The sequence below is a fragment of the Vibrio sp. V39_P1S14PM300 genome (genome assembly GCF_009904765.1).
GTDB classification, from domain to species: Bacteria; Pseudomonadota; Gammaproteobacteria; order Enterobacterales; family Vibrionaceae; genus Vibrio; species Vibrio proteolyticus.
Genome location: NZ_WXWP01000003.1, coordinates 1 through 26,077, shown reverse-complemented (window position 1 = coordinate 26,077; position 26,077 = coordinate 1). Strand labels below are relative to the sequence as shown.

Annotated in this window: 34 protein-coding genes and 2 pseudogenes; 22 read left to right on the top strand and 14 right to left on the bottom strand. The window is 51.6% G+C overall.

The features are described 5' to 3' along the window. The 16 genes and pseudogenes from rplX to rplQ all read left to right on the top strand — a co-directional run. Positions 1-142 (top strand): annotated as a pseudogene (rplX, locus tag CAG65_RS22115) (50S ribosomal protein L24); the annotation flags it as partial. 24 nt (positions 143-166) lie between these two features. Further along, positions 167-706: a 50S ribosomal protein L5 gene (rplE, locus tag CAG65_RS00280; RefSeq protein WP_021704468.1), complete on the top strand. Its 540-nt coding sequence runs from the start codon at positions 167-169 to the stop codon at positions 704-706. 17 nt (positions 707-723) lie between these two features. After that, positions 724-1,029, top strand: a complete 306-nt coding sequence (gene rpsN / locus CAG65_RS00275) for a 30S ribosomal protein S14 (RefSeq protein WP_005455658.1) — start codon at positions 724-726, stop codon at positions 1,027-1,029. 29 nt (positions 1,030-1,058) lie between these two features. Beyond that, positions 1,059-1,451, top strand: coding sequence for a 30S ribosomal protein S8 (rpsH, locus tag CAG65_RS00270; protein WP_021704467.1), 393 nt, complete (start codon positions 1,059-1,061; stop codon positions 1,449-1,451). A gap of 12 nt (positions 1,452-1,463) precedes the next feature. Next, positions 1,464-1,997, top strand: coding sequence for a 50S ribosomal protein L6 (rplF, locus tag CAG65_RS00265; RefSeq protein WP_161451386.1), 534 nt, complete (start codon positions 1,464-1,466; stop codon positions 1,995-1,997). Positions 1,998-2,006: 9 nt separating this feature from the next. Continuing rightward, positions 2,007-2,360: a 50S ribosomal protein L18 gene (gene rplR / locus CAG65_RS00260; protein WP_021704465.1), complete on the top strand. Its 354-nt coding sequence runs from the start codon at positions 2,007-2,009 to the stop codon at positions 2,358-2,360. A 14-nt stretch (positions 2,361-2,374) separates the two neighbouring features. Beyond that, the gene (gene rpsE / locus CAG65_RS00255; RefSeq protein WP_005435090.1) at positions 2,375-2,878 is read left to right on the top strand and encodes a 30S ribosomal protein S5; all 504 of its coding nucleotides are present in this window, start codon (positions 2,375-2,377) and stop codon (positions 2,876-2,878) included. A 5-nt stretch (positions 2,879-2,883) separates the two neighbouring features. Further along, a complete protein-coding gene (gene rpmD / locus CAG65_RS00250; protein WP_000201159.1) occupies positions 2,884-3,060 on the top strand; it encodes a 50S ribosomal protein L30 in 177 nt (58 codons plus the stop codon). Between the two features lie 5 nt (positions 3,061-3,065). Then, entirely contained in the window at positions 3,066-3,500 is a 435-nt protein-coding gene (gene rplO, locus CAG65_RS00245) for a 50S ribosomal protein L15 (protein ID WP_021704464.1), read from the top strand. 20 nt (positions 3,501-3,520) lie between these two features. Next, on the top strand, positions 3,521-4,855 hold the full coding sequence (secY, locus tag CAG65_RS00240) for a preprotein translocase subunit SecY (RefSeq protein ID WP_021704463.1): 1,335 nt from the start codon (positions 3,521-3,523) through the stop codon (positions 4,853-4,855). A gap of 27 nt (positions 4,856-4,882) precedes the next feature. After that, positions 4,883-4,996 (top strand): 50S ribosomal protein L36, encoded by a 114-nt coding sequence (gene rpmJ / locus CAG65_RS00235; protein WP_000868186.1) that lies wholly within the window; start codon positions 4,883-4,885, stop codon positions 4,994-4,996. Between the two features lie 150 nt (positions 4,997-5,146). After that, complete coding sequence (rpsM, locus tag CAG65_RS00230) at positions 5,147-5,503, top strand: 30S ribosomal protein S13 (protein ID WP_005383154.1); 357 nt, start codon at positions 5,147-5,149, stop codon at positions 5,501-5,503. An 18-nt stretch (positions 5,504-5,521) separates the two neighbouring features. Next, positions 5,522-5,911, top strand: coding sequence for a 30S ribosomal protein S11 (gene rpsK / locus CAG65_RS00225; RefSeq protein WP_001118870.1), 390 nt, complete (start codon positions 5,522-5,524; stop codon positions 5,909-5,911). Between the two features lie 27 nt (positions 5,912-5,938). Continuing rightward, positions 5,939-6,559 carry a 30S ribosomal protein S4 gene (rpsD, locus tag CAG65_RS00220; RefSeq protein WP_021704462.1) on the top strand — a complete coding sequence of 207 codons (621 nt, stop codon included), beginning with the start codon at positions 5,939-5,941 and terminating at the stop codon, positions 6,557-6,559. Positions 6,560-6,583: 24 nt separating this feature from the next. Beyond that, complete coding sequence (locus CAG65_RS00215; RefSeq protein WP_021704461.1) at positions 6,584-7,576, top strand: DNA-directed RNA polymerase subunit alpha; 993 nt, start codon at positions 6,584-6,586, stop codon at positions 7,574-7,576. A gap of 26 nt (positions 7,577-7,602) precedes the next feature. Continuing rightward, entirely contained in the window at positions 7,603-7,986 is a 384-nt protein-coding gene (gene rplQ, locus CAG65_RS00210) for a 50S ribosomal protein L17 (RefSeq protein WP_021704460.1), read from the top strand. 68 nt (positions 7,987-8,054) lie between these two features. Here rplQ and CAG65_RS00205 read toward each other — a convergent pair whose 3' ends face one another. Both CAG65_RS00205 and CAG65_RS00200 read right to left on the bottom strand, forming a co-directional pair. Continuing rightward, positions 8,055-8,498 (bottom strand): DUF2780 domain-containing protein, encoded by a 444-nt coding sequence (locus tag CAG65_RS00205; protein ID WP_161451384.1) that lies wholly within the window; start codon positions 8,496-8,498, stop codon positions 8,055-8,057. Between the two features lie 68 nt (positions 8,499-8,566). After that, the gene (locus tag CAG65_RS00200; protein WP_021704458.1) at positions 8,567-9,187 is read right to left on the bottom strand and encodes an FKBP-type peptidyl-prolyl cis-trans isomerase; all 621 of its coding nucleotides are present in this window, start codon (positions 9,185-9,187) and stop codon (positions 8,567-8,569) included. 236 nt (positions 9,188-9,423) lie between these two features. Between CAG65_RS00200 and CAG65_RS00195 the strand changes: the two genes are divergently transcribed. Then, positions 9,424-10,053: a LysM-like peptidoglycan-binding domain-containing protein gene (locus CAG65_RS00195; protein ID WP_161451382.1), complete on the top strand. Its 630-nt coding sequence runs from the start codon at positions 9,424-9,426 to the stop codon at positions 10,051-10,053. Here CAG65_RS00195 and CAG65_RS00190 read toward each other — a convergent pair. From CAG65_RS00190 to cpdB, 4 genes are all read right to left on the bottom strand, one after another. Continuing rightward, positions 9,994-10,914: an EamA family transporter gene (locus CAG65_RS00190; protein WP_161451415.1), complete on the bottom strand. Its 921-nt coding sequence runs from the start codon at positions 10,912-10,914 to the stop codon at positions 9,994-9,996. The genes CAG65_RS00195 and CAG65_RS00190 overlap by 60 nt on opposite strands. Position 10,915: 1 nt before the next feature. Continuing rightward, the gene (locus tag CAG65_RS00185) at positions 10,916-11,368 is read right to left on the bottom strand and encodes a GNAT family N-acetyltransferase (RefSeq protein WP_161451380.1); all 453 of its coding nucleotides are present in this window, start codon (positions 11,366-11,368) and stop codon (positions 10,916-10,918) included. Positions 11,369-11,436: 68 nt separating this feature from the next. After that, positions 11,437-12,000 carry a Crp/Fnr family transcriptional regulator gene (locus tag CAG65_RS00180; protein WP_161451378.1) on the bottom strand — a complete coding sequence of 188 codons (564 nt, stop codon included), beginning with the start codon at positions 11,998-12,000 and terminating at the stop codon, positions 11,437-11,439. A 69-nt stretch (positions 12,001-12,069) separates the two neighbouring features. Beyond that, complete coding sequence (gene cpdB, locus CAG65_RS00175) at positions 12,070-14,031, bottom strand: 2',3'-cyclic-nucleotide 2'-phosphodiesterase (RefSeq protein ID WP_161451377.1); 1,962 nt, start codon at positions 14,029-14,031, stop codon at positions 12,070-12,072. 274 nt (positions 14,032-14,305) lie between these two features. Here cpdB and cobA point away from each other — a divergent pair, with 274 nt between their 5' ends. From cobA to cysC, 5 genes and pseudogenes are all read left to right on the top strand, one after another. Continuing rightward, positions 14,306-15,169 (top strand): uroporphyrinogen-III C-methyltransferase, encoded by an 864-nt coding sequence (gene cobA / locus CAG65_RS00170; RefSeq protein ID WP_161451375.1) that lies wholly within the window; start codon positions 14,306-14,308, stop codon positions 15,167-15,169. Between the two features lie 23 nt (positions 15,170-15,192). Continuing rightward, positions 15,193-16,116: pseudogene (cysD, locus tag CAG65_RS00165) on the top strand (sulfate adenylyltransferase subunit CysD); the annotation flags it as partial. A gap of 19 nt (positions 16,117-16,135) precedes the next feature. Beyond that, complete coding sequence (gene cysN / locus CAG65_RS00160; RefSeq protein WP_161451373.1) at positions 16,136-17,563, top strand: sulfate adenylyltransferase subunit CysN; 1,428 nt, start codon at positions 16,136-16,138, stop codon at positions 17,561-17,563. Between the two features lie 41 nt (positions 17,564-17,604). After that, positions 17,605-19,329 carry an SLC13 family permease gene (locus tag CAG65_RS00155; RefSeq protein ID WP_161451371.1) on the top strand — a complete coding sequence of 575 codons (1,725 nt, stop codon included), beginning with the start codon at positions 17,605-17,607 and terminating at the stop codon, positions 19,327-19,329. A gap of 27 nt (positions 19,330-19,356) precedes the next feature. Then, positions 19,357-19,971: an adenylyl-sulfate kinase gene (gene cysC / locus CAG65_RS00150; RefSeq protein ID WP_202599219.1), complete on the top strand. Its 615-nt coding sequence runs from the start codon at positions 19,357-19,359 to the stop codon at positions 19,969-19,971. On the opposite strand, the gene CAG65_RS00145 is transcribed toward cysC, so the two are convergent. The 8 genes from CAG65_RS00145 to msrA form a co-directional block, all read right to left on the bottom strand. Continuing rightward, positions 19,972-20,865 carry a TIGR03899 family protein gene (locus CAG65_RS00145; RefSeq protein ID WP_161451366.1) on the bottom strand — a complete coding sequence of 298 codons (894 nt, stop codon included), beginning with the start codon at positions 20,863-20,865 and terminating at the stop codon, positions 19,972-19,974. It lies immediately after the preceding gene. Between the two features lie 287 nt (positions 20,866-21,152). Next, entirely contained in the window at positions 21,153-21,620 is a 468-nt protein-coding gene (locus CAG65_RS00140; RefSeq protein ID WP_425585301.1) for a DUF3299 domain-containing protein, read from the bottom strand. A gap of 38 nt (positions 21,621-21,658) precedes the next feature. Beyond that, positions 21,659-22,918, bottom strand: coding sequence for an ABC transporter permease (locus CAG65_RS00135; protein WP_161448724.1), 1,260 nt, complete (start codon positions 22,916-22,918; stop codon positions 21,659-21,661). Continuing rightward, positions 22,918-23,631 (bottom strand): ABC transporter ATP-binding protein, encoded by a 714-nt coding sequence (locus CAG65_RS00130; protein ID WP_161451364.1) that lies wholly within the window; start codon positions 23,629-23,631, stop codon positions 22,918-22,920. Before CAG65_RS00130 ends, CAG65_RS00135 begins: the two co-directional genes overlap by 1 nt. Positions 23,632-23,684: 53 nt before the next feature. Then, complete coding sequence (gene zrgA / locus CAG65_RS00125) at positions 23,685-24,350, bottom strand: zinc uptake protein ZrgA (RefSeq protein WP_161451362.1); 666 nt, start codon at positions 24,348-24,350, stop codon at positions 23,685-23,687. Positions 24,351-24,398: 48 nt separating this feature from the next. Continuing rightward, a complete protein-coding gene (locus CAG65_RS00120; protein WP_337247449.1) occupies positions 24,399-24,689 on the bottom strand; it encodes a DUF2607 family protein in 291 nt (96 codons plus the stop codon). A 105-nt stretch (positions 24,690-24,794) separates the two neighbouring features. Beyond that, a complete protein-coding gene (locus CAG65_RS00115) occupies positions 24,795-25,346 on the bottom strand; it encodes a YtfJ family protein (protein WP_161451360.1) in 552 nt (183 codons plus the stop codon). Positions 25,347-25,430: 84 nt separating this feature from the next. Continuing rightward, positions 25,431-26,072, bottom strand: a complete 642-nt coding sequence (gene msrA / locus CAG65_RS00110) for a peptide-methionine (S)-S-oxide reductase MsrA (RefSeq protein ID WP_161451413.1) — start codon at positions 26,070-26,072, stop codon at positions 25,431-25,433. Between the last annotated feature and the right edge of the window lie 5 nt (positions 26,073-26,077).

The following is a 26,077-nucleotide window of genomic DNA, read 5'->3' as shown; positions in this document are numbered from 1 at the left end:
TGAGCAAGAAGCAGCAATCGATGTTTCTAACATTGCGATTTTCAACGCAGCAACCGGTAAAGCGGACCGTATCGGTTTCCGTTTTGAAGACGGCAAAAAAGTTCGTTTCTTCAAGTCTAACGGTGAAACCGTTTCTAACTAATTAGAAGTAATTTGGAGTTCTACTATGGCGAAACTGCATGATTACTACAAGTCGTCTGTAGTCGCTGAACTGACCAAACAGTTCGGTTACTCAAGCGTCATGCAAGTCCCTAGAATCGAAAAGATCACCCTGAACATGGGTGTGGGTGAAGCAATCAACGATAAGAAACTGCTGGAAAACGCAGCTGCTGATATGGCAACGATCTCTGGTCAAAAGCCACTTATCACTAAAGCGCGTAAATCTGTTGCAGGTTTCAAAATCCGTGAAGGCTACCCAATCGGTTGTAAAGTAACCTTGCGTGGCGAACGCATGTGGGATTTTTTGGAGCGTCTGATCTCAATCGCTCTTCCACGTGTACGTGACTTCCGTGGTGTTAGCGCTAAGTCTTTTGACGGTCGCGGTAACTACAGCATGGGCGTTCGCGAGCAAATCATCTTCCCGGAAATCGACTTTGATAAAGTTGATCGTGTCCGCGGTCTTGATATTACTATCACGACGTCTGCTGGTTCCGATGAGGAAGGCCGTGCTCTGCTGGCTGCCTTTAACTTCCCATTCCGTAAGTAAGGTGAAGGGTTACTGTTATGGCTAAACAATCAATGAAAGCACGTGAAGCTAAACGTGCGAAGCTTGTAGCTAAGTTCGCTGAAAAGCGTGCTGCTCTTAAAGCTATCATCAGCGATGTAAATGCATCTGAAGAAGATCGTTGGAATGCGGTTCTGACACTGCAATCTCTTCCACGTGATTCAAGTGCGTCACGTCAGCGCAACCGTTGTAACCAAACTGGTCGTCCACACGGTTACCTACGTAAATTCGGTCTGAGCCGTATCAAAGTTCGCGAAGCTTGCATGAAAGGCGAGATTCCTGGACTTCGTAAGGCTAGCTGGTAATTGCCACTTAATCATTTGGAGTAAATCATATGAGCATGCAAGATCCGATTTCGGATATGCTGACCCGTGTTCGTAACGGTCAGGCAGCAAACAAAGTTGCTGTAAAAATGCCTTCTTCAAAGCTTAAAGTTGCAATTGCTGCACTGCTAAAAGCTGAAGGTTACATCACTGATTTCGCTGTTGAAGGCGACGTAAAACCTGAGCTAGAAGTTACTCTTAAGTACTTCCAAGCGAAACCAGTAATCGAGCAACTAAAGCGTGTTTCACGCCCAGGTCTGCGCGTCTATAAGAAAAAAGACGAGCTGCCATCTGTAATGGGTGGTCTAGGTGTTGCTATCGTTTCAACTTCCAAGGGTCTGATGTCAGACCGTGCTGCACGTAAAGCAGGTCTTGGTGGTGAAATCATCTGCTACGTAGCGTAATAGGAGTAGAATATGTCTCGTGTTGCTAAAGCACCTGTCGCTATTCCAGCTGGCGTAGAGGTGAAACTAAACGGCCAAGAAATCACTGTTAAAGGTGCCAAAGGCGAACTGACTCGCGTTGTTAACGATGCAGTTGTGGTCGCTCAGGAAGAAAACAACCTTACTTTCGGTCCACGCGAAGGTGTTGCTAACGCTTGGGCACAGGCAGGTACTGCTCGTGCACTAGTGAACAACATGGTTATTGGTGTTACTGAAGGCTTTACTAAGAAGCTAGTACTGAAAGGTGTTGGTTACCGTGCTGCTATCAAAGGCAACGCTGTAGGTCTGACACTGGGCTTCTCTCACCCTGTTGAGCACGAGCTGCCAGCGGGTGTTAAAGCTGAATGTCCAAGCCAAACTGAAATCGTACTGACTGGTGCTGACAAGCAGCTAGTTGGTCAGGTTGCGGCTGACATTCGTTCTTACCGTGAGCCTGAGCCTTACAAAGGTAAAGGTGTTCGTTACGCAGATGAAAATGTGCGTACTAAAGAAGCTAAGAAGAAGTAAGGTAACACTATGGATAAGAAAGCATCTCGCATCCGTCGTGCTACACGCGCACGTCGTAAGATTGCAGAACTGGGTGCAACTCGCCTAGTAGTACACCGTACTCCTCGTCACGTGTACGCTCAGGTTATCGCATCAAACGGCTCTGAGGTTATCGCAGCAGCTTCTACTGTAGAAAAAGCGATCCGTGAGCAAGTTAAGAACACTGGTAACGTTGATGCAGCTAAAGCGGTAGGTAAAGCTATTGCTGAGCGCGCTCTTGAAAAAGGCGTGGAAACAGTTGCATTTGATCGTTCTGGTTTCCAATACCACGGTCGAGTAGCGGCGCTGGCAGAATCTGCTCGCGAAGCTGGTCTGAAATTCTAAGGTAGGGTTGGAAGATGGCTAAAGAACAACAAGTTCAAGCGAATGATTTGCAAGAAAAGCTAATCGCTGTTAACCGTGTATCTAAGACGGTTAAAGGTGGTCGAATCATGAGCTTTACTGCACTGACTGTAGTTGGTGACGGTAACGGTCGTGTAGGTTTCGGTTACGGCAAAGCTCGTGAAGTACCTGCAGCGATCCAAAAAGCAATGGAAAAAGCGCGTCGTAACATGACTACGATCGCTCTGAACGAAGGCACTCTTCACCACCCAGTGAAAGGTCGCCACTCGGGCTCTAAAGTTTACATGCAGCCTGCTGCAGAAGGTACTGGTGTTATCGCAGGTGGTGCGATGCGTGCAGTACTAGAAGTTGCTGGTGTACATAACGTACTGTCTAAAGCGTACGGTTCTACTAACCCAATCAACATCGTTCGTGCAACGATCGATGCTCTGGGTAGCATGAAGTCACCAGAAATGGTTGCTGCTAAACGTGGTCTAACTGTTGAAGCTATTTCGGAGTAAGAACCATGGCAACTATTAAAGTAACTCAAACTAAAAGCTCAATTGGTCGCCTGCCTAAGCACAAAGCTACTTTGCGCGGTCTAGGCCTTCGTAAAATCAACCACACAGTAGAACTTGAAGATACTCCGTGCGTGCGCGGCATGATCAACAAGGTTTACTACATGGTTAAAGTTGAGGAGTAATCAGAATGCGTTTGAATACTCTATCACCTGCTGCTGGATCTAAACCTTCTAAGAAGCGTCTAGGTCGCGGTATTGGTTCTGGCCTTGGTAAAACTGGTGGCCGCGGCCACAAAGGTCAAAAGTCACGTTCTGGCGGTAAAGTTCGTCCAGGTTTTGAAGGCGGTCAAATGCCTCTGAAACAACGTCTGCCTAAGTTCGGCTTCACTTCTCGCAAGAGCCTAGTGTCTGCTGAAGTTCGTCTAGCTGAGCTGGCGAAAGTTACAGGTGACGTGGTTGATCTGAACAGCCTGAAAGCTGCTAACATCGTTACTAAGAACATCGAATTCGTTAAAGTTGTTCTTTCTGGCGAAATCAACAAAGCAGTGACTGTTAAAGGTCTACGCGTGACTAAAGGCGCTAAAGCTGCAATCGAAGCTGCAGGCGGTAAAATCGAGGAATAATCTCGAGGAACGAGGTACAGATGGCTAAGAAACCAGGACAAGATTTTCGTAGTGCTAAGAGCGGCTTGAGTGAGCTGAAGTCGCGCTTACTATTCGTAATAGGTGCACTTTTAGTATTCCGAGCGGGCTCTTTCGTGCCGATTCCTGGTATTGACGCAGCTGTACTTGCCGATTTGTTCGAACAGCAAAAAGGCACCATCGTTGAAATGTTTAACATGTTCTCCGGTGGTGCTCTTGAGCGTGCATCTATCTTGGCACTGGGCATCATGCCGTATATTTCGGCGTCGATTGTTGTCCAGTTGCTGACTGTAGTTCATCCAGCGTTAGCGGAACTCAAGAAAGAGGGTGAAGCAGGCCGTCGTAAGATCAGCCAATATACACGCTACGGCACGCTTGTACTTGCAACATTCCAGGCAATAGGTATCGCAACTGGCCTACCAAACATGGTCGACAATCTGGTTGTTATCAACCAAACCATGTTTACGCTAATTGCAACCGTAAGTTTAGTAACCGGCACCATGTTCCTGATGTGGTTAGGTGAACAAATTACAGAGCGTGGAATTGGTAACGGTATTTCGTTACTGATCTTTGCAGGTATTGTTGCTGGATTGCCAAAAGCAATCGGTCAAACAATTGAGCAAGCGCGTCAAGGTGAATTGCATGTACTTCTTCTGCTGTTGATTGCTGTACTGGCTTTTGCGGTTATTTACTTTGTTGTTTTCATGGAACGTGGTCAGCGTCGTATCGTCGTGAACTACGCGAAGCGTCAACAAGGTCGCAAAGTATTTGCTGCACAAAGCACTCACTTGCCACTGAAAATTAACATGGCAGGTGTCATTCCAGCGATTTTTGCATCAAGCATTATCCTGTTCCCAGGAACACTGGCTCAGTGGTTCGGTCAGAACGGTGAGAGCAGCACATTCGGTTGGTTAACTGATGTGTCTTTGGCTCTAAGCCCGGGTCAACCTCTGTATGTCATGCTTTATGCAACAGCGATTATTTTCTTCTGTTTCTTCTACACGGCGTTGGTTTTCAACCCGCGTGAAACAGCAGATAACCTGAAGAAGTCCGGTGCATTCGTACCCGGTATCCGCCCAGGTGAACAGACAGCGAAATACATTGATAAAGTAATGACACGTCTTACCCTAGTCGGTGCACTGTACATTACCTTTATCTGTCTGATTCCAGAGTTTATGATGGTCGCGTGGAACGTACGTTTCTACTTCGGCGGTACTTCACTACTTATCGTAGTGGTAGTAATCATGGACTTTATGGCACAGGTACAGACTCATCTGATGTCACAACAGTATGATTCTGTGTTGAAGAAGGCAAATCTGAAAGGCTACGGCCGTTAATTCAGATTTCATTTACGGAGTTTAGCAATGAAAGTTCGTGCTTCCGTTAAAAAAATCTGCCGTAACTGTAAAGTAATCAAGCGTAACGGTGTTGTTCGCGTAATTTGCAGTGAGCCAAAGCACAAGCAGCGCCAAGGCTAATTGAGCAGAAATTTTTACTTGAAATATAAGGTAGTGTCGAGTATATTCCTCGGCCTACCTTTTGCGTGCAAAAGAAGTAGTATCCCGCAGCGTATCCTCTACGGGCTTTGCTGCGGCTAATTCTTTTATAGAAACACTTAGGAGTGAATAATGGCCCGTATTGCAGGCATTAACATTCCTGATCAGAAACATGCTGTTATCGCATTAACTGCGATCTACGGCATCGGTAAAACTCGCTCTCAAGCTATCCTAGCTGAAGTGGGTATTGCTGAAAATGTTAAGATCAGTGAACTAACTGAAGAGCAGATCGATCAACTGCGTGATGGTGTAGCTAAGTACACTGTAGAAGGTGATCTACGTCGTGAAGTATCTATGAACATCAAGCGTCTTATGGACCTTGGCTGTTACCGTGGTCTTCGTCATCGTCGCAGTCTACCACTACGTGGACAGCGTACTAAAACCAACGCTCGCACCCGTAAGGGTCCGCGTAAGCCGATCAAGAAATAATCGGGAAGGTAGAGTACAATGGCTAAACAACCAACTCGCGCTCGTAAGCGCGTACGCAAGCAAGTTGCAGATGGCGTTGCGCACATCCATGCTTCTTTCAACAACACAATCGTAACTATCACTGACCGTCAAGGTAACGCTCTTGCATGGGCGACTGCAGGTGGTTCAGGTTTCCGTGGTTCTCGTAAATCTACTCCATTCGCTGCACAGGTTGCTGCTGAGCGTTGTGCTGAAATGGCTAAAGAGTACGGTCTAAAGAACTTGGAAGTTATGGTTAAGGGTCCAGGTCCAGGTCGTGAATCTACTGTTCGCGCACTGAACGCTGCTGGTTTCCGCATCACAAACATCGTTGATGCTACACCAATCCCTCATAACGGTTGTCGTCCACCTAAGAAACGTCGCGTATAACGTTTCTGGGAAGATTGGAGAAAGATCATGGCAAGATATTTGGGTCCTAAGCTGAAGCTTAGCCGTCGCGAAGGCACTGACTTGTTCCTTAAGTCAGGTGTACGCGCGATCGATACCAAGTGTAAAATTGATAACGCACCAGGTGTACACGGCGCTCGTCGCGGTCGTCTATCTGAGTATGGCGTTCAGCTTCGTGAGAAGCAAAAAGTACGTCGCATGTACGGCGTTCTAGAAAAACAATTCCGTAACTACTACAAAGAAGCTGCTCGTCTGAAGGGCAACACAGGTGAAAACCTGCTTCAGCTTCTTGAAGGTCGTCTTGATAACGTAGTTTACCGCATGGGCTTTGGTGCAACTCGCGCAGAAGCACGTCAGCTGGTTAGCCACAAAGCTATCTTGGTTAACGGTAAAGTTGTAAACGTTCCTTCTTTCAAAGTTGCGGCAAACGACGTTGTTTCTATCCGCGAGAAAGCGAAAAAGCAAGCTCGTGTTAAAGCGGCTCTGGAAGTTGCAGAACAACGCGAAAAACCAACTTGGATTGAAGTAGATGCTGGTAATATGGAAGGTACTTTCAAGCGTATGCCTGAACGTTCTGACCTGTCTGCTGACATCAACGAACAATTGATCGTCGAGCTTTACTCTAAGTAAGGTTTAAACTAAAGAGAGGACACAATGCAGGGTTCTGTAACAGAATTTCTTAAGCCACGTCTTGTTGACATCGAACAGATCAGCACGACTCACGCAAAAGTAACTCTTGAGCCGTTAGAGCGTGGTTTTGGCCATACTCTGGGTAATGCACTTCGCCGTATTCTTCTGTCTTCTATGCCGGGTTGTGCGGTAACAGAAGTAGAGATTGAAGGCGTACTACACGAGTACAGCACTAAAGAAGGCGTTCAGGAAGATATCTTAGAGATACTTCTTAACCTGAAAGGTCTGGCTGTTCGCGTTGCCGAAGGCAAAGATGAAGTGTTCATTACACTAAACAAATCAGGCTCGGGCCCTGTGGTTGCAGGTGACATCACCCATGATGGTGATGTAGAGATCGCAAACCCTGAACACGTTATTTGTCACCTAACGGATGACAACGCTGAAATCGCTATGCGCATTAAAGTGGAACGTGGTCGTGGTTATGTTCCGGCTTCTGCTCGTATCCATACTGAAGAAGATGAGCGTCCTATCGGTCGTTTGCTTGTTGATGCTACTTACAGCCCAGTAGACAAAATTGCCTACTCTGTTGAAGCAGCACGTGTTGAGCAGCGCACTGACCTGGACAAGCTTGTTATCGATATGGAAACGAACGGTACTCTTGAACCTGAGGAAGCAATCCGTCGTGCAGCAACAATCCTTGCTGAACAACTGGATGCATTCGTAGATCTGCGTGATGTACGAGTTCCTGAGGAGAAAGAAGAGAAGCCAGAGTTCGATCCGATCCTACTGCGTCCTGTAGACGATCTTGAACTAACAGTTCGCTCTGCTAACTGTCTGAAAGCAGAAGCGATTCACTACATCGGTGATCTTGTACAGCGTACTGAGGTTGAGCTACTTAAAACGCCTAACCTGGGTAAAAAATCTCTTACTGAGATTAAAGACGTACTTGCATCACGTGGTCTGTCACTGGGCATGCGCCTAGAAAACTGGCCACCAGCATCTATCGCTGAAGATTAATCGATACTAGTTAGAAGGATTAGGTCATGCGCCATCGTAAGAGTGGTCGTCAACTCAACCGCAACAGCTCACATCGTAAAGCGATGTTTAGCAACATGGCTAGCTCTCTAGTACGTCATGAAGTTATCAAGACTACTTTGCCAAAAGCAAAAGAGCTACGTCGCGTAGTTGAGCCTTTGATTACACTAGCTAAGACTGACAGCGTTGCTAACCGTCGTCTGGCATTTGCACGTACTCGTGACAACGAAGTAGTTGCGAAACTATTTAACGAACTAGGTCCACGTTTTGCTGCTCGTCAGGGCGGTTACACTCGTATCCTAAAAGCTGGCTTCCGTGCTGGCGACAAAGCTCCAATGGCTTACATTGAGCTTGTAGATCGCCCAGAAGTTGCAGAAGCAGCTGCTGAGTAATCAGAGTTCGTAAGAACACAAAGCCGGGCAATCGCCCGGCTTTTTGTTTATTTGGCCTTTGGCTCCGCTCAGAATTGCCAGATTTGCTCAAGCTGAGTCAGCAGCGTTGCCGATGCCCCTTTGTGCTGTAAGTACTCCAGCATCAAAGGCGCGAAGACCTCCGCCATGGCACTGTCTAACCCCTCATTGACAAAGACCTCTGCGACGTTTAACCGATAGGTGTCGCGAGCGTAATACGCTTCTTCTAAATCCAGGCTGGGTAACAAGTGATTCAATTCACCAAGCTGCTTCAGATCCAGTTGCTGGCTGGCCTGTAATAGCAGTGCAATACTGCCCATTGCGGCCTGACGATTGGTCAGGGGGAGATGTGAGCGCAGTTCGGTCAATAACCCATGCTCTTCGCGGTTTTGCAGATTGCGGGCGATGAGTTCATCCAGTTCATCCGCAGCGGACGTACTCATCGGGCCGAGCAGACTGAGGGCGGACAGGATGATGAGGTAGGCTTTTTTCACAGACACTTCCCTTCACACAATAAAAAACGGCGCCGTGGCGCCGTTTCATCATAATTGAAGTAATGAGATTACAGGATGTCCAGTAGCTCAACTTCAAAGACAAGTGCTGCAAACGGTGGGATTGCTGCACCAGCACCACGTTCACCGTAAGCCAGATCCTGAGGAATGTACAGTTTCCACTTCGAGCCAACAGGCATCAGTTGCAGTGCTTCTACCCAACCTTTGATCACGCCAGTTACTGGGAATTCAGCTGGTTGGCCACGTGATACCGAGCTGTCGAAAACAGTACCGTCGGTCAGTTCACCGTGGTAGTGCACGCGAACTTGCTTGTCTGCTGTTGGGATTTCACCGTTACCTTCAGTCAGGACTTCATATTGCAGACCTGATTCCAGTACCGTCACTTCTGAACGCAGAGCGTTGTCCTTCAGGAACGCTTCACCGTCTGCCGCCGCTGCTTTCGCCGCTTCCTGACGAGCTGCTTCGGCGCGTGTGTGCATTTCTTGCAGTGCCTGATTGATATCATCGATTTCAATCGCTGGCATCTCGCCAACCAGAGCCGTCGCAATACCGGCGGCGATTGCATCAACGTTCAGGCCTTCCAGACCGCTGCCAGCCAGTTGCTGACCCATTTGTAGACCGATGCCGTAGCTTGCTTTTTGCTCGACAGTTTCAAATTTAACTTCAGACATGAATGTCGCTCTTTTTTCGCTTGAGAATGAACCTGACAGGATACCAGCATTAGATCGAGGATCAAATCCCGCAGTGGTCAAAGGGGCAACAATCGGAAACAGTGTGATGATTCTCTTACTCCGGTAGAAAACTGGTAAGATTTTGCGAAGGTATGACGTAGGAATCTCAATATGCCTATACTAGTCGGCTGACTTTTTTTACACTGTGCACATAGGATTTAGGAGACGGATAAGCAATGAATCGTCGCAAGAGAAAGCAACCGAAAACGGACTATGTCGCGCTGGCGAAAGAAAAATGGTCTCAGATTGACTGGCACGCTTATCTGCAAAAAATCAATCTGAAACAGATCGATTGGCAACAATGGAATCGACAGCGGCTGAGCGCCTGCTGGCAGCGTTTGCCTAAGTTACATCAACGGGCGCTGATGGTATTGGTGCCTGTGGTGCTGATCTTAATGCTGGTGCCGGTTCCCGAGCCTAAGCCGCAAACTGAGCCGGAAAGTCAGCGTATCGAACTGAATATCAATACCACCGGTTTGAGTGAGCAGAGAGGACAGACGGCATCTGATGCGGCGCGTCAGGACGCCCCCAAGCGTACAAGCGGTGAAATCTGGAAAGAGTACACGGTCAAAAAGGGCGACACTCTGGCACAGGTCTTTCGCAATATTGGTTTGCCGATGACTGACTTGAATGCACTGGTGCAGGTTGAAGGCAGCGATAAGCCGCTCAGTCAGATCAAAGTGGGTCAGTTGATCCGCTTTAAACTCGAAGCCGATGGCCAGTTGGACATTCTGCAACTGGAAAAATCATCCGGTGCGGTGATGTTTTTCCGTCTGTCTAGCGGTGGGTTTGGCCGCAGCAAATAACCTTGGCCGGCGAATGCCATTGCGCAGCAGGCGCAGTGGCATCAATGGCAACACAATCAAAGCAATTCCCAGTAGTGTGACCCCATCCAGCCGTTCCGCAAACCACACCCAGCCGATGACGGCGACAAAAATCAATCCAGAATATTCGGCCAGCGCAATGTGATTCGCTGGTGCACGCTGATACGCCATCACGGCCAGGCCATTGTACGTCAGTACAAAAGCGGCACTGGCGGCCACCAAGATTAAGGCGTCAACTGAAAGTGGTTGCCACTGCACCCAGGCCAGCAACGCGGCACTGGGCAACGACAGCAGGCTGGTCCAGAACAAGGTGGTGATAACGGGTTGATCGGCGGGGAGCTTTCGTACCAGTACGTTGAACAGCGCCAAGGTCGTGGCGGTGCCAAGCGCAAACAGCGCCGCCCAGTGAAATTGCGATGGACGCAGGACCACCAGTACGCCGATAAAGCCGATCACGGTTGCCAGCACTTTACCCAGCCCGGGACGTTCGTTGAGGAGCCAGATTGATAATGGCAGCATCAGCAGCGGCGCTGCGTAAAAGACCGCGTTGGCGGTCGCCAGGGTCATGTGGGTAATCGCCACCATCATGCAACCGCTGCCAATCAAGATCAAATGGGCGCGGGTCAGCGTGACGCCCACTTGCTGTAACCGTCGTTGTGCACGTGGCTGACGCCACCACAATGGGGCGATGAGCAGCACGGCGAACAACTGGCGGACGAACATATACTGCAGTGGTGAGATACTGCCTTCGAGCAGTTTGACCATCACATCGGACAACGATGCGGCCAGATTACCGAGGATAAGCAGCCCCAGAGCCAGGGCGGTCGGTGTACGCCCCAAGATCTTAACCTGCTCGCTTCATGTCAATATGGGGAATGCCGTCTTCCAGATAGGTCTCGGAGGTGCGGGCAAACCCGTATTGCTGATAGAAGCTTTGCAAATGCTCTTGGGCACCTATTTCAATCGCTTCGCCCGGCCACAATTGTGCGCAGTGTGTGAGGGCTTGTTGCAGTAGTTGATGGCCCAGTCCGTGGCCACGTGCATTGGCGGCAGTGGCAACCCGGCCAATACTGATGCTCGGATAACTGATGCCCGCGGGCAGTAGCCGTGCGCAGGCAACGAGTTGATCGTCAACGTAGCCGAGCAGGTGGTGAACCCCTGACTGGTGGTCTTTACCATCCAGTTCGGGATAGGGGCAGGTTTGCTCGACGACAAATACGTCGACGCGCAGTTGCAGCAGCTGATACAACTGCTCAGTCGTGAGCTGGGAAAACGTCAGACAGTGCCAGGTGATCATGGTGGGTACTCAATTATTCATCATGCGTCGACTGTAGCAAGCGGTGCCTGCGTCGGCATTAACAATTGTTAATTACCGGCGCGTTTTTTTATCCGGCTCAGGCTGATAGGAGTAATGCCCAGATACGCGGCGATTTGATAGTCGTTCAAGCGGGCGAGCAGGTTCGGGTAATGGGCGCAAAACAGGCGATACCGCTCTTCCGGAGTGTACAACAGCATAAAGCGTTCTTTATTTTCTTTGTACATCAGCTGAGTTTCCAACAGCTTGAGATAGATGGAGTGTTTCTCTGCGCGCCAGCGAAGCAGCGTGGCCAACGGCAGGCACATCAGCTCGCTGGGCGTCAGCGTTTCCAACAAGTAAGGTGACGGAGCATCCTGGATCAGGCTTTCAAAGCCGATCAGCCAGTCGTTCTCCCAATAGAATTCTTTGCTGTACTGACGGCCATTTTCAGTCAGGTAACTGGCATGACACACGCCACTCAGCAGAAAGTAAATCTCGTTGGCGCGTTCGCCCTGATTGACCAGAATATGGCGGGTGGGCAGTTCAAGCAATGAAGCGCTGAGTTGCAACTGGTCAATTTCCTCAGCGGTGAAGTGATGCTGTTGCAACTGGTGGCGAAATGCCTGAGTCATGATGGATTCTCCGATAACAAAACAGCCACAGAGTGTGCTCTGTGGCTGTTTAATCTACCCAACTTGGCGCTATTTTTGTAGATCCAACTGATAAACCGCAAAGCCGTTGTCGTCCTTGCCAATATTCTTCATCGGAGACTGGCCTTTTGCCTGGATAAACTGTGCCGCTTTGTTGCTGGGTGAAGTTTCAAAGCGAATATCGAGTTTCTGCGTACTGTGGATCGGAGCAAATGACCAGTTGTTATCGGCATTGGGTGTCACTTCACCCTGTTCTTTGCTGACCCGGGAGATGTAGTCTGCCACGACACTGCGGTTCTCATCCGGCGCATCGAACGCCACGTACTGGCTGCCGGTGCCCGGAAACTTATTGCTGTACGCGCGGTAGTTATTGGTCGCGATCAGGAAGGTCTGCTGAGGATCCAATGCTTTGCCCTGGTAGCTCAGACCGACAATACGCTGCGAGTCGGGGTGGATCAGCTGGCAGTCTCCGTCGTAACGAGCGGGCTGGGTGACGTCTATCTGATACGAGACGCCGTCCATAACGTCAAAATTGTAGGTACGGAAACCGTCCCAGTTGATCAGGCTCTGAGGCTGGCTGCTGTTGACGTCAATCTGGTTGAACTGGCCCGCACTGCACTCCAGCCACTCTTTGACTTGCTGACCGGTGACTTTCATCGTGACCAGGGTGTTGGGATAGAGGTAGAGATCGGCGGCGTTGCGGAAAGTAAGCTGACCGGCTTCCACTTCGGTAAAGTTAGCCGGATCATTTTTACGTCCACCGACTTTAAACGGAGCGGCAGCAGACAGTACCGGCAGACCATCTAAGTCTGGGTCGCCTTGAATAAAGCGTTCGACATAATCTTTCTGCGCCAGGTTGACGATTTGCACCGTCGGATCATCTTGTACCAGCGCCAGGTAACTGTACATCACATCACTGGCCTGACCGATCGGCTGGTTGACGAAGGTACGTGTACCGTCGTGATCCGCTTGCAATGCTTTGACGATGCCCGGATCGGCGCTTGCCAGCGAGGTGTTGCTGGTTTTGTCGAAAATCGGCCGGGCCTGAGACTGACCGGCGACCACCTGCCACTGATTGCCTTTCTGTTTCAGCGTCAAATCCATCACACCGACATGGCTGCCCCAGCGCCCCGGCATCACCGCGGTTACGCCGTTGATGGTGCCTTGCTGAAGATCGGCACCCGGCAGGGACGCAAAATCCTTGCTCGGGAACACCGCGTGCGAGTGACCAAACGCAATGGCGTCAATACCGGCGACCTGAGTCAGGTAGTAAACCGAGTTTTCCGCGCCCACTTTGTACGGATCCGAAGAGACACCCGAGTGTGGGATGGCCACGATCACGTCTGCGCCCTGAGCTCGCATTTCCGGCACCAGCTTTTCTGCGGTGGCTTTCATATCTTGTGCGACCACTTTGCCATCGAGGTTTTTCTTATCCCACACCAGGATCTGCGGTGGCACAAAACCGATGTAACCCACTTTCACCTGATGCGCTTGGCCATCGGTGTCTTTAAAGGTGTGAGTTTTGATCAGATACGGCGTGAAGGCATGCTCACCGGATTTGGCGTCATACACATTGGCATTGACGTACGGGAAGTTAGCATCATTGAGCGACTCTTTGAGAAAGTCTAAGCCATAGTTAAATTCATGATTACCGATGTTACCCACATCGTACCCCAATAGGTTCATGGCTTTGTACACTGGGTGCACTTCACCTGGCTGGAGCCCTTTGGCCGCCATGTAATCGCCCATCGGACTGCCCTGGATCAGGTCACCGTTGTCAACCAATACGCTATTAGTCACTTCGGCCCGTGCCTGTTTGACCAAGGTTGCGGCGCGGGAAAGGCCGATTTTGGGTGACGGCTGATCTTTGTAGTAGTCGTAATCCATCACATTGGTATGGATATCCGTGGTTTCGATGATGCGCAGTTTGATGGTGTCTGCCATTGCCGGGCCGGCTAAGGTCAGCATGCCGCCTAAAACAGCTGCGGTGATCGGGTTGATTGCCAGGTGCATGTTGCGTGAGCTCCACTGAATGAAGAAAGAAACCCGTTTAATGTAACAAATTGCTGTGAAACCTGGATGACGGCTTACTGAAAAATGTGACCGGGTGGTATGACGATGGCGGTATTTGTTCTGCATCTCTCAGAAATTGGTCGGAAATTGGCGAACTTATCGACAAAAGTTAATTTGCTTATCAGTTATTCGAATAAAAAATGAAATTTTAGAATTTCAGGTAATAACACCGCAGCGCCATAATGCTTGCATCAATCGGAAACGGAATGCAGATATGGCGGATAAGGACATCGTTTCACCACTTCCCGTTAAGGGACCGCGTTTAGTACGCAACAGCGTGTCGCCCTCTTCACTGGTGAAACGTCAGCTACAGCCAGGCGAAGTTGCCCTGGTCGGTGCCGGGCCCGGAGACGCCGAGCTGTTGACGGTCAAAGCACTCAACTGCCTGCAACAAGCCGATGTGGTGTTGTATGACTACCTGGTTTCGGACGAGATCATGGCGTTGGTACCGGATGACACCATTTTGGTGTGTGTCGGTAAACGCGCGGGTCATCACAGTGTGCCGCAGGAAAAAACCAATCAGCTGTTGGTCGACTTTGCTCGTCAGGGCCACCGGGTTGTGCGTATCAAAGGCGGCGATCCGTTTGTGTTCGGCCGTGGCGGTGAAGAGCTGGAAGTGCTGTTTGAAGCTGGGATTGCCTTTCAGGTGGTTCCGGGAATCACCGCGGCAGCAGGCGCAACGGCGTACGCCGGCATTCCACTGACACACCGTGATTACGCCCAATCGGCGATGTTCATCACCGGACACCTTAAGGCGGAGAGTGATGACATGGACTGGTCAACGCTGGCCCGGGGGCAGCAGACACTGGTGATCTATATGGGTTTGATGAAATCCAGCTATATCCAGCAACAATTACTCGCGCACGGACGGGGAGCGGACACGCCGATTGCCATCATTGAACGCGGCACGCAAGCGTGTCAGCAAGTATTCAGAGGTCAGTTGTCGCAACTGGCGCAACTGGCGCAGGGCGCCGAGTCCCCATCACTGATTGTGGTGGGGGAAGTCGTGGGGTTGGCCGATAAGCTCAGCTGGTTCGGCGCCGCCACTCAACCTCAGGCGCAACTGAATTTCGCCTAATTAACACCGCCTGAACAGGCAGTAAAGGAAGCAAGCACATGGATCAACAACGCTTAACTCACTTAAAGCAGCTTGAGGCGGAGAGTATTCACATCATCCGCGAAGTGGCCGCTGAGTTTGATAACCCAGTCATGATGTACTCGATCGGTAAAGATTCGTCGGTGATGCTGCATCTGGCTCGCAAAGCCTTTTATCCGGGGAAAATCCCATTTCCGCTGTTGCACGTCGATACTGATTGGAAATTCCGTGAAATGATCGAGTTTCGTGATCGCACGGCGAAAAAGTACGGGTTTGATCTGCTGGTGCACAAAAACCCTGAAGGGTTAGCGATGGGCATCAACCCTTTTGAACACGGCTCTTCAAAGCATACAGACATCATGAAGACGCAGGGCCTTAAGCAGGCGCTGAACAAATACGGCTTTGATGCCGCTTTTGGTGGGGCGCGTCGGGACGAAGAAAAATCACGCGCGAAAGAACGGGTGTACTCCTTCCGAGACAAAAACCACACTTGGGATCCGAAGAATCAGCGTCCAGAGTTGTGGCGCACCTACAACGGACAGGTCAACAAAGGTGAGAGCATCCGAGTGTTCCCGCTGTCGAACTGGACCGAGCTGGATATCTGGCAATACATCTACCTGGAAAACATTGAGATTGTGCCATTGTACTTGTCGGCCAAGCGCCCCGTGGTAGAGAGGGACGGCATGTTGATCATGGTGGATGATGAGCGCATGAAGCTGCAGCCTGGTGAAGTGATTGAAGAGAAGAGTGTGCGTTTCCGTACTCTTGGTTGTTATCCACTGACTGGAGCTATCGAGTCTGAAGCGAACACTTTGACTGGCATTATCGAAGAGATGCTGGTGGCCACATCGAGTGAGCGTCAGGGACGGGCGATCGACCACGATCAGTCAGGATCGATGGAGCTGAAAAAGCGCCAGGGCTACTTCTAAAGGATCTTAAGGAAAGCATATGAACAGTGCAGTTGCAGCTCAGCTGGCCGAGCTTGGTATCGAAGGCTACCTAAACCAGCATCAACATAAATCCCTGCTTCGTTTCCTCACCTGCGGGTCGGTGGACGACGGCAAAAGTACTCTGATCGGTCGTCTGCTTCATGACTCTAAGCAGATTTATGAAGATCAACTGGCGGCGGTTCACTCTGATAGCCAGCGCGTGGGCACCACAGGTGAGCGTCCGGATCTGGCGTTGCTGGTGGATGGTTTGCAAGCCGAGCGTGAACAGGGCATCACCATTGACGTGGCGTACCGTTACTTTTCGACGCAAAAACGTAAGTTCATCATTGCCGATACTCCGGGACATGAGCAGTACACCCGTAACATGGCAACTGGTGCGTCAACCTGTGACCTGGCGGTGATCCTGATTGATGCGCGCAAAGGCGTACTGGATCAGACCCGTCGTCATTCGTTCATCTCTAACCTGCTGGGGCTGAAGCATTTTGTCGTGGCGGTCAACAAAATGGATCTGGTCGATTACTCCGAAGAGCGTTTTGAGCAAATCCGGGCTGAATATTTGGCGTTTTCTGAGCACCTGCAGGGCGAAACGGACATTCAGGTGATCCCGCTCTCGGCACTGGAAGGCGACAACGTGGTGGATAAGAGCCGCAATATGGCCTGGTATCAGGGACCGTCACTGCTGGAGTTGTTGGAGTCGGTGGACGTGGACCGCGAAAAAGGCAGCGGTGAGTTCCGTTTCCCAGTGCAGTACGTCAGCCGTCCGAACCTCGATTTCCGCGGTTTTGCCGGTACGGTGGCCTCTGGTCAGGTTCAGGTTGGCGATGAGATTGAAGCACTGCCGTCTGGCAAGCGTTCGAAAGTGGCACGTATTGTGACCTTCGACGGCGATCTTGACGTTGCACAAGCCGGTCAGGCAGTAACTCTGACACTGGAAGATGAAATCGACATCAGTCGCGGTGATTTGATTGTGCTGCACAATGCCGAGGTGGAGTCCAGCAACCATCTGCTTGCCGATGTGGTGTGGATGACCGAACAGCCTCTGCAACCGGGGCGTGAATACGACATCAAGCTGGCAGGGAAGAAAACCGTTGGCAGGGTGGAGGCGATCCGCCATCAGTACGACATCAATAATTTGGCGACCCACTCGGCAGCAGAGCTGCCATTGAACGGCATCGGCTTATGTGAGTGGTCACTGACAGAGTCGGTTGCGCTGGACAAATACCTCGATTGTGCAGACACCGGTGGCTTCATCATTATCGACCGTCTGAGCAACGTGACGGTGGGCGCTGGTTTAGTACGTGAGAGCCTGACTCAGGTGTCGCGTCCGGCAGGTGATGTCTCCGCGTTTGAACTCGAACTGAACGCACTGATCCGCAAGCATTTCCCACACTGGGATGCCAAAGATCTGAGCCAATTACTGAAATAACAACAAAAAAGTAAGTCATTACTTCGCTTTAAGGACGAGTTATGTGGGAACAAGGGTTTGTGTTGGCGATCTTGCTGGGCATTATGACCTGCCTGATTGTAACTCGTATTAAACCGAGCTTTATTTTTGCCGGCGCGGCGTTTATCGCCTTTATCGCCGGCATGGTTGAGCTCAATACCTTAGCGTCGAATTTCACTAACTCGTCACTGCTGACTTTGGTGCTGCTGATCCTGGCGTCCTGTGCGCTGGAGAAAACCCGGCTGATCAGCTGGGTCAGCAGCAACATTTCACGCGGCCGGCTGGGTACGGTCGTGGCCAAACTCGGTGTTTCGACCGCACTGCTGTCTTCGTTTACCAACAATACGGCAGTGGTGGTGTCGTTGATTGGCGCGATCAAGCGCAATCAACAGCACGCGCCTTCCAAGCTGCTTATTCCCCTCTCTTACGCGGCGATTTTTGGCGGCACGCTGACGCTGATTGGCACCTCCACTAACCTGATCATTAACAGCTTCGTGGAAGACGCCGGTTTACCCAGCTTGAGCTTTTTCGCGCCAACGCTGATCGGACTGGCGGTGCTGGTAGGCGGAGTGCTAATTCTGGTGCCGCTCAGTTACCTGCTGCCTAGCTACGATGATCACGGTCAGGATGACCTGCCGTATTTCCTTGAAGCGCGGGTGGAAGCCGGCTCGCCCCTAGTGGGACGCAGCATTGCGGAGAACAACCTGCGCGCGCTGCGCAAACTGTTTCTGGCGGAAGTGATCCGAGATGGCCATAGCTTGCCATCGGTCGACCCTGACTTTGTGTTGCAGGCGCGTGACCGGTTGCTGTTCTGTGGCGACGTGGAAAGTGTCGCGACTTTGCAGGAAATTCATGGCCTGACTTTATTTGGCCAGCATCACCTCAATGGCCAGAACTTGGTGGAAGTGGTGGTCAGCTCCTCGTCCAGTATCTGCGATAAAACCCTCAAATCGAGTCATTTCCGTGACCGCTTTGATGCGGTGGTGGTGGCCATTCGCCGCGGCCATGAACGTCTGGAAGGCGGGTTGGGTAACATTCGTCTGACGGCGGGCGACACCCTGGTCCTAGTTCCCGGAAAACGCTTTGATGCGGAGCGCAGTGCTCACCGACGCGAATTTGTTCAGGTCAATGATCTGGACTCCAGCGCACGCCTGGACGCCAACAAATCAACGCTGGTGTTGTTCGGCTTTGCGGCGGTGATCGCGCTGGGTTTGACCAATATAGTACCAATTATCAAAGGTTTGGCGGTATACCTGATTGCCCTGCTGGCACTCGGCATCATCCAAATCAGCGAGCTGAGACGCCGTTTCCCGGTCGATATTGTGGTGATTGTGGGCTCGGCACTGACCATAGCCCAACTGATGATTTCATCTGGTTTGTCGATGCGGATGGGAGAAATGTTCATCCACGCATTCAATGGCTGGGGTGTATTTGGTGCGCTGGTGGCGACTTATCTGATCACCCTGCTGCTCACCGAGCTGGTGACCAACAATGCGGCCGCGGCTCTGGCATTCCCGATAGGCTACAGTATGGCCGTCGGTTATGGCGTCGATCCGATGCCGTTCATTATGGCGGTGTTGTTTGGTGCCAGTGCCAGCTTTATCTCGCCTTACGGCTATCAAACCAATCTGCTGGTGTACAGCGTTGGCAACTACAAATTAACGGATTATGTGCGGATCGGGATCCCGATTTCGATCGTGTATTCGGTGCTGGTGCTGGCATTGATCCCCCATTTTTTCCCGTTCTGACAGCACGGTTTAACAAGGAATATGACTATGACAGCAACGTCCCGACAAGATGAAAACATTGTGTGGCATTCACATGCGGTGGACAAAACCTTTCGCGCCGGGCTGAAACAACAGCAGCCTGCGGTCTTGTGGTTTACCGGTTTGTCCGGTGCCGGCAAGTCGACGGTTGCCGGTGCACTGGAGCAGCGTCTGGCAGAGCTGGGTTACCATACTTATCTGCTTGATGGGGATAATGTGCGCCACGGTTTGTGCAGAGATTTGGGCTTTTCAGAGCAGGATCGCCGCGAAAACATTCGTCGCATTGGTGAGCTATCCAAGCTGATGGCCGACGCGGGGCTGATTGTGCTGTCGGCGTTTATCTCACCGCACCGGGCGGAGCGCCAACTGGTACGTGACATGTTGCCACCAGGCGAATTCCTTGAAGTGTTTGTGAACACCTCATTAGAAGTATGCGAGCAGCGCGATCCCAAAGGGTTGTATAAGAAAGCCCGAGCGGGAGAGATCCGCAATTTTACCGGGATCGATTCCGAGTATCAGCCACCGCTGGAGCCTGAGATCGACTTACCGGCGGGTGAGTTGCCGCTGGAGCAGTTGGTGGATCAGTGTCTCGCTGCGTTGCGCACGCGTCAGATCATCGCCTGATCACACCGTGTGATGCATCTGGCTCTTCACATCGGTGTGCAGCAGGAATTTGTGATTGAGCAGAGCCACCAATTGATCGTAATAGGCCATATTGGGTTTATTGCCCAGTAGCTGACACAACTCGTTGCCGGTCGGGGTAAAGCGGTAGTAGAGCAGACGCACACCTTTGGTGTTGGTCTGCAGCGACAGGTGCTTGCCTTGATAACTGAGCGTCAGTGGCGGTTCTGCTTCGATTTCGCCCGACTCCAGTTCGCTGGCGTGCAGCAACCCAAGTTCAATCAAGACCAGCAGGCTGGAATAGGGTAACTGAAACGTCCCCATGTTGAGGTTCTGGGTAGTGTTGCGCCGACCGAAGCTGAATAATCCGCCTTGCGCTTTGTAGCCCAGCAGCAGTTTTCGGCTGTGATCGCCGCCAAAACTGCACCCCAGCGATGCGGCGCGTTGCAGGATCTGCGCCTCTTTCGGGGTCATGTCATGCAGGATTTTCAATGCTTTCATGGAGGTGGAGCCGGGATTGGTGACTTCCCGCTTCAGCACTTGGGCCCATAAGCGCTGCATTGAGCTGTTGTGGATCTCATGTGCCAGGTCAAAAAAGCGATACAACCAGTCCTGATCCGGCTCGCCAGCGGTTTCGTCTTTGCAGGACACATGCGCCAGCTTAACGATCTGTTCGAGGTTTTTTTGTCGTTGTTCACGACGTTTTCGCTCGCGTACCAGCGCTCGTTCAAGGGCATTTTTTTCCGGCGATTCTTTTTGCAACAGGGCATCCAGGCCATGAGCCTGAGCGATGCTCAGAATCCGATTGGCGCTGTCCTTTATGTAACTGGATTTACGATCGCGTGCATTCGCAGCATGATCATGTTCAATCACTACAGGTTTGCTTGCTTCTGCCATGAGGTGTCCATTCGTCGCCTGAATATTCAAAAATTAAAATTTCCCCCAAACCGGGCAGAGCCGCCATAAAAATTGTTCCGAGCGGTTTGATAAAATTGAGCTACCACAAATGATAATAACTTGTTAAAATTGTTATCGATATTTGTGAGGGGCTTATGAAATATTCAAAAGAGAATAAATTCAAAAAGCACCTGTCCATTGCTTTACTTCTGCTGGTGTATCTGGGCGTGCTGGCTTACCTGTCCCGCTACATCGGCTAGCCGCAATAAACAGGTGGCTTGTCGATATTACATGTCGTCGTATTCTTCGATCGCGCTGCCTTCGATCATATACCCTGTATCCGCCAGCTCCGTGCTCATCGGCACGGTTTTCAGTGTACCTACGACATAAATGACGTCCCAGAGCTGTTGCACCGGGGCGCCTTTGGGGAACTTAACGTAAATGATCTGGTTTGGCGGTGGTGGCGGGACATGAATACAGGCACCGAAGTACGGCACCAACAGAAATTCAGTCACGGTGTTTTCATCACCTTCGAGCGGAATAACAAAGCCGGGAATTTTCACCTGGCTGCCGTTGAGCTCGTTGCGCACGGCGCCGACTTTTGATTGCTGCGCGGCGGCGCCATTATGGTTAACATTGGGCATGCCCACCGAATCGAAATGTTTGCGCTCACTCTGCGGCACCAAATCAATCCAGTCCAGTTTCAGTGCTTCTTCGGTAGCGCCGACCAGCGGGGAAGCCGCAAGCAGCACCATCAGCGCAAGCTGTCGTAATCTACGTGTCATAAGGTCCTCTATATACGGATAGTCATGCCGTCGCTGAGCGACTGACGATAAGCGCGAAACGCCGGAATAAAACCAATCAGCAAGCCCGCCGCCTGTACGCAGGCCAGCAGCCCCCATTCGTACCCGCTGATCCCCGTCAGTTGGATCTGGATCCCGTACTGTTGCTGGATCAGCGGCGAGGCGGCGGCTAATACCGTGTATACCCCGGCAACCCCGACCAGAATACCAGCCAGTGTCAGGCCGGCAGCTTCGCTGATCAACAGGGTAAATACGTGTCGGGGCCTGGCGCCCATCGCACGGAGAATCGCCATTTCCCGCCGTCGCTCATTGAGGCTGGCCAGCAGGCTGCTCAGCATACCAAACAAACCGGCCACCACCACAAATACGGAAATGATCATCAGTGCCTGTTCGGCAACCGACATCATGCCCCATAGCTCTTGCAACGCGACACCGGGCAGAATCGCACTCAAGGGCTCTTTGGGATAGGTGTTGATCTGGCGCTGCAGGGCAAACACTTGGATCCGGGACTGTAAACCGATCAGCATCGCGGTGATCTGTTTGGGCTCAAAGTCCATATTGGCCAGCGTAGCGGCATCTGGTGTTGGGCCTAACTGGGCGCCCGACTCCCAACCAACATGAATGGCTTCAATCGCTTGCAGCGAAACGTGCACGGTTTTGTCGACCGGCGTACCCGTGGGGGCTAGGATACCGACAACATGAAACGGCAGTTTATCGTGACGGCTGAAACCCACGTCGGCGATGCCATGCGCAATAATGATTTCGCTGCCTACCTGATAGCCGAGCTGTTTCGCCACGTCGGCGCCAATCACGGCCTCGAATAAGCCATTGAATTCACGGCCACTGGCAAATCGCAGTGGTTGTTTCTGGCCATAGCGATAGTGCTCAAAGTAGCTGTGGTTGGTGCCCATCACCCGGAAACCTTTATGTGAATCCCCGAGTGAAATGGGGATCGCCCATTTCACGGCCCGATGCTGACTGAATTCCTGATAGCTTTTCCAGTCGATGTTATTGGTGGCGTTACCGATACGAAACACCGAATACAGCAGCAGGTTCACCTGTCCGGAACGCCCGCCGACGATCAGATCGGTGCCGGAGATGGTATTGGCAAAACTGGTTTTGGCCTGAGTTCGGATCCGCTCCACCCCCATCAGCAGAATCACCGAAATCGCCACGGTCATGATGGTCAGTATGGCTGTCATCCGGCGGTTTTTCAGGCTTTTCCAAGCCAGATTCAAGGTCGCGGTCATCAGATTGCTCCCTGGGCCTGATTAAGTTGCAACAGATCGATACTGCGGTTGAACAGCCCTTCCAGTGTTGGGTCATGGCTGACAAAAATCAGCGTGGCACCGGCCTGGGAAGCCTGTTCCAGCAGCAGTGAGATAAAAGCGCTGCGGTTATCATGATCGAGCGCTGAGGTCGGTTCATCCGCGATGATCAGCGCCGGATCACCTATTAGTGCACGCGCGGCGGCCACGCGTTGCTGCTGACCGATACTCAGCTCACTGACGGGTCGTTCCAGCAGTTCAGCGCTCAGGTGCAGGCGTTGCAGCAGCATTGTCGCCGTTTCGACTGGATGACGGCACAGTTGTTTGCGCCGGCGTGAAAACTGGCAGGGCAGTAAGACGTTGTCCAGCACTGAGAGGTAAGGCAACAGGTTAAATTGTTGAAATATGTAGCCGATATGGTCGGCGCGAAAGCGGTCTTTGCTCCGGGAGGTCATGTCAGACAAGCCCTGTCCGAGGATGGTGATCTGGCCTGAGGTCGGGGCGTGAATGCCGGTCAACAGGCCGAGCAGGGTGGATTTACCACAGCCACTCGGGCCTTTGATAAAAACATGCTCGCCCTGCCGGACCGTCAGAGAGGGGATCGCCAATGTCGGCTGCGTTGCGCCGGGCCACTGAAAGCGAACGTCCGTCAACTCGACCACATTCGGCTCCACGATTGTCGTGTGTGTGTTCATATCCGTTTCCGACAAGCAGAGGAGGCCAGTGTGGCTGGCCTCCGGTTGAGTTTTTACAGGGAAAGGGTGCTTTGACCCGGCTTCAGTTGATGTGCGTTCTGTCCTTTGTCCGTCAGCAGGTTCGCCTGAATACTTTGTGTCGACGAAAAATGATTAAACCAATGGACGTCGATCTGGCTGAGCTGACCGATCTGTTGACAGTCATAGCGGTATTCCACACTGAAACTGCCGTGGCCATCATGCTCTTCGTGATGATCGTGATGATCGTGATGATCGTGATGTTCATCGTCGTGTTGATGATCATCATGGTGCTCATGCTCATGCTCATGCTCATGCTCATGCTCATGCTCATGCTCATGCTCATGCTCATGCTCATGCTTATCGTCGTCTGCGAGCAGCGTATTGGTCACCGAGGTGTGTTTGATCTGACACTGAGCGGCGGAGGAGAGCGTCAGCAGTTTATCGGCTTCTGCCAGAATGGCATTGGCTTTGGCCAGTGCAGTTTGTTCGCTATCGCTTTGCGGGGCGTGTTCAAACCCGACCACGTCCGCGCCTGGTGCTGTGATCTCGACCAACAGTTCAGAGCCGTCCTGAGCAATGTTGAATTCAACCTGGCCGTGAACGTGGGCGTCGTGTTGACGGAACCCGTCTTCCGCGGTTGCTTGCGCGGCGCTAAGGGCGAAGCCAATGGCCAGCGCCAGTGAAGTTTTGATTTTCATGATAAGTGTCATCCTTAGTTGAGTTGGCTATCTGTTGTAAAAGGGTGGTTAGGCAGCGTGCGTTGGTGGAGAACGCGCCTGATACACCGGCTGAGTAACAGAATAACGAACCCGATGAAGGACGGGGCTAAAATGGTCTGGCAAAGACGAGTCATGCCAGTGAAATGCGGCAGCATGGAGAGCTTGGCCAACCGATGAAAACAGCTGGCAATCATGGTGTTGGTGGTGTTCTGCGGTGATGTCCAACTGGTGGCTTACCGACGCGAAGCCGAGCCACAAAGTCAGGGCCAGGGCACACAGTACAGCCATGGATCGAGAGCGTTTTGAGTCGCGCAGCACTAGAACAACACCGAAATAACGTAAATGAAGTGTTATGTTATAACAAATAATTACGTCTGTGTCAGGCAAGATTCACCGGTGAGTGTTCCCCACCGGTGGAGCGGGTTACAGGTGACTTTTCACCAGTTCGATCACCTGATTGATGTCAGTCTGATTCAACGCACCTTCTTTAACAAACAGTACGTTACCGCTTTTGTCCTGCACGATAATGGCTGACGACTCTTCTTCCAGTTGCCAGGCGGACGCGACTTTGCCGGATTCATCCAATACGATGGATGACCACGGAAACTCTTTTTTACTGTCCTGCGCGGAGGATTTGACGAAAGAGCCAGTGCCCCAAATCGCGTCGTCCTGGTTGATCACTGTGGTGGTCTGGTAGCTTTGTTCCGGGAACTTGGCGGCCGTGATTGCGGTCATCAAAGGGGCGTTCATCTCTTTGGCGCTGCTGCGTCCGGCGATGGCCTGAATGACGCGGGCTTTACCGGCCAGTCCCTGGCTGTTCCAGGTCTGGTAGCTGACGTCATCACCGCTGAGCAGAATTTCACCGTATTTGTCGACACTGACTTCGGGTACCGGCTGGCCGGTGGCGATGTTGTGTGCTGAGGCAAACAGTGGAGAGCAGGTCAGAAGTAATGCTGTTATTAGTTTGTTTTTCATGGCTTTCTTCCTTGTGAATGTGCCACGAAAGTATATACGCATAACCCGGAGCCAACAAAAAAGTCGCCAAATAGGCGACTTTGGTCACGCTTCACTCAATGAGGGAGGAAAGCACACGCCCGTGCCACCGAGTCCGCAATAGCCATCCGGATTTTTGGCCAAGTACTGCTGGTGGTAGTTTTCCGCGTAGTAGAACGGGCCCGCGGGCTGAATCTCGGTGGTCACGGTTTCACGCTGGTGAACGCTGAGGCTTTGCTGATAAATCTCACGCGACGATTCGGCGCTGGCCTGTTGTGCGGCATTGTAGGTGTAGAGAGCGGAGCGGTACTGAGTGCCGAGATCGTTCCCCTGACGCATCCCTTGGGTGGGATCGTGATTTTCCCAGAAGTGACGCAACAGCGTATTGAGACTGATGACCTGTGGGTCAAACACCACGCGCACGACTTCTGTGTGGCCGGTTTGTCCGGTGCAGACTTCTTCGTAGCTCGGGTTTGGCGTGTAACCCCCGGCATAACCCACCGCGGTAGCGATCACGCCATCCAATTGCCAGAACAGGCGTTCTGCGCCCCAAAAACAGCCCATGCCAATCAGAATTTTCTGATGGCCTGATTCGGGTTCTGCTGTCAAACTAGACTGATTAACATAATGGATATCGTCGATTTGTATCGCTTGTGGCCGCCCTGGCAGAGCGTCTTGCGCAGAAATCAGGGTGTGTTTGTTGAGCATAAGTG

What these genes read in the sequence shown, in the direction of transcription:
- CAG65_RS00185 (WP_161451380.1), bottom strand. Translation starts at nt 11,368, where the DNA reads ATGATCACCTGGCACTGTCTGACGTTTTCCCAGCTCACGACTGAGCAG.
- rplO (WP_021704464.1), top strand. Translation starts at nt 3,066, where the DNA reads ATGCGTTTGAATACTCTATCACCTGCTGCTGGATCTAAACCTTCTAAG.
- rpsK (WP_001118870.1), top strand. Translation starts at nt 5,522, where the DNA reads ATGGCTAAACAACCAACTCGCGCTCGTAAGCGCGTACGCAAGCAAGTT.
- CAG65_RS00195 (WP_161451382.1), top strand. Translation starts at nt 9,424, where the DNA reads ATGAATCGTCGCAAGAGAAAGCAACCGAAAACGGACTATGTCGCGCTG.
- CAG65_RS00135 (WP_161448724.1), bottom strand. Translation starts at nt 22,918, where the DNA reads ATGACCGCGACCTTGAATCTGGCTTGGAAAAGCCTGAAAAACCGCCGG.
- rplQ (WP_021704460.1), top strand. Translation starts at nt 7,603, where the DNA reads ATGCGCCATCGTAAGAGTGGTCGTCAACTCAACCGCAACAGCTCACAT.
- CAG65_RS00180 (WP_161451378.1), bottom strand. Translation starts at nt 12,000, where the DNA reads ATGACTCAGGCATTTCGCCACCAGTTGCAACAGCATCACTTCACCGCT.
- CAG65_RS00215 (WP_021704461.1), top strand. Translation starts at nt 6,584, where the DNA reads ATGCAGGGTTCTGTAACAGAATTTCTTAAGCCACGTCTTGTTGACATC.
- CAG65_RS00200 (WP_021704458.1), bottom strand. Translation starts at nt 9,187, where the DNA reads ATGTCTGAAGTTAAATTTGAAACTGTCGAGCAAAAAGCAAGCTACGGC.
- cysC (WP_202599219.1), top strand. Translation starts at nt 19,357, where the DNA reads ATGACAGCAACGTCCCGACAAGATGAAAACATTGTGTGGCATTCACAT.
- cobA (WP_161451375.1), top strand. Translation starts at nt 14,306, where the DNA reads ATGGCGGATAAGGACATCGTTTCACCACTTCCCGTTAAGGGACCGCGT.
- rplR (WP_021704465.1), top strand. Translation starts at nt 2,007, where the DNA reads ATGGATAAGAAAGCATCTCGCATCCGTCGTGCTACACGCGCACGTCGT.
- cpdB (WP_161451377.1), bottom strand. Translation starts at nt 14,031, where the DNA reads ATGCACCTGGCAATCAACCCGATCACCGCAGCTGTTTTAGGCGGCATG.
- rplF (WP_161451386.1), top strand. Translation starts at nt 1,464, where the DNA reads ATGTCTCGTGTTGCTAAAGCACCTGTCGCTATTCCAGCTGGCGTAGAG.
- CAG65_RS00140 (WP_425585301.1), bottom strand. Translation starts at nt 21,620, where the DNA reads ATGGTGCTGCTTGCGGCTTCCCCGCTGGTCGGCGCTACCGAAGAAGCA.
- rpsN (WP_005455658.1), top strand. Translation starts at nt 724, where the DNA reads ATGGCTAAACAATCAATGAAAGCACGTGAAGCTAAACGTGCGAAGCTT.
- CAG65_RS00130 (WP_161451364.1), bottom strand. Translation starts at nt 23,631, where the DNA reads ATGAACACACACACGACAATCGTGGAGCCGAATGTGGTCGAGTTGACG.
- rpsD (WP_021704462.1), top strand. Translation starts at nt 5,939, where the DNA reads ATGGCAAGATATTTGGGTCCTAAGCTGAAGCTTAGCCGTCGCGAAGGC.
- cysN (WP_161451373.1), top strand. Translation starts at nt 16,136, where the DNA reads ATGAACAGTGCAGTTGCAGCTCAGCTGGCCGAGCTTGGTATCGAAGGC.
- secY (WP_021704463.1), top strand. Translation starts at nt 3,521, where the DNA reads ATGGCTAAGAAACCAGGACAAGATTTTCGTAGTGCTAAGAGCGGCTTG.
- CAG65_RS00115 (WP_161451360.1), bottom strand. Translation starts at nt 25,346, where the DNA reads ATGAAAAACAAACTAATAACAGCATTACTTCTGACCTGCTCTCCACTG.
- rpmD (WP_000201159.1), top strand. Translation starts at nt 2,884, where the DNA reads ATGGCAACTATTAAAGTAACTCAAACTAAAAGCTCAATTGGTCGCCTG.
- rpmJ (WP_000868186.1), top strand. Translation starts at nt 4,883, where the DNA reads ATGAAAGTTCGTGCTTCCGTTAAAAAAATCTGCCGTAACTGTAAAGTA.
- rpsE (WP_005435090.1), top strand. Translation starts at nt 2,375, where the DNA reads ATGGCTAAAGAACAACAAGTTCAAGCGAATGATTTGCAAGAAAAGCTA.
- rplE (WP_021704468.1), top strand. Translation starts at nt 167, where the DNA reads ATGGCGAAACTGCATGATTACTACAAGTCGTCTGTAGTCGCTGAACTG.
- rpsM (WP_005383154.1), top strand. Translation starts at nt 5,147, where the DNA reads ATGGCCCGTATTGCAGGCATTAACATTCCTGATCAGAAACATGCTGTT.
- CAG65_RS00155 (WP_161451371.1), top strand. Translation starts at nt 17,605, where the DNA reads ATGTGGGAACAAGGGTTTGTGTTGGCGATCTTGCTGGGCATTATGACC.
- zrgA (WP_161451362.1), bottom strand. Translation starts at nt 24,350, where the DNA reads ATGAAAATCAAAACTTCACTGGCGCTGGCCATTGGCTTCGCCCTTAGC.
- rpsH (WP_021704467.1), top strand. Translation starts at nt 1,059, where the DNA reads ATGAGCATGCAAGATCCGATTTCGGATATGCTGACCCGTGTTCGTAAC.
- CAG65_RS00145 (WP_161451366.1), bottom strand. Translation starts at nt 20,865, where the DNA reads ATGGCAGAAGCAAGCAAACCTGTAGTGATTGAACATGATCATGCTGCG.
- msrA (WP_161451413.1), bottom strand. Translation starts at nt 26,072, where the DNA reads ATGCTCAACAAACACACCCTGATTTCTGCGCAAGACGCTCTGCCAGGG.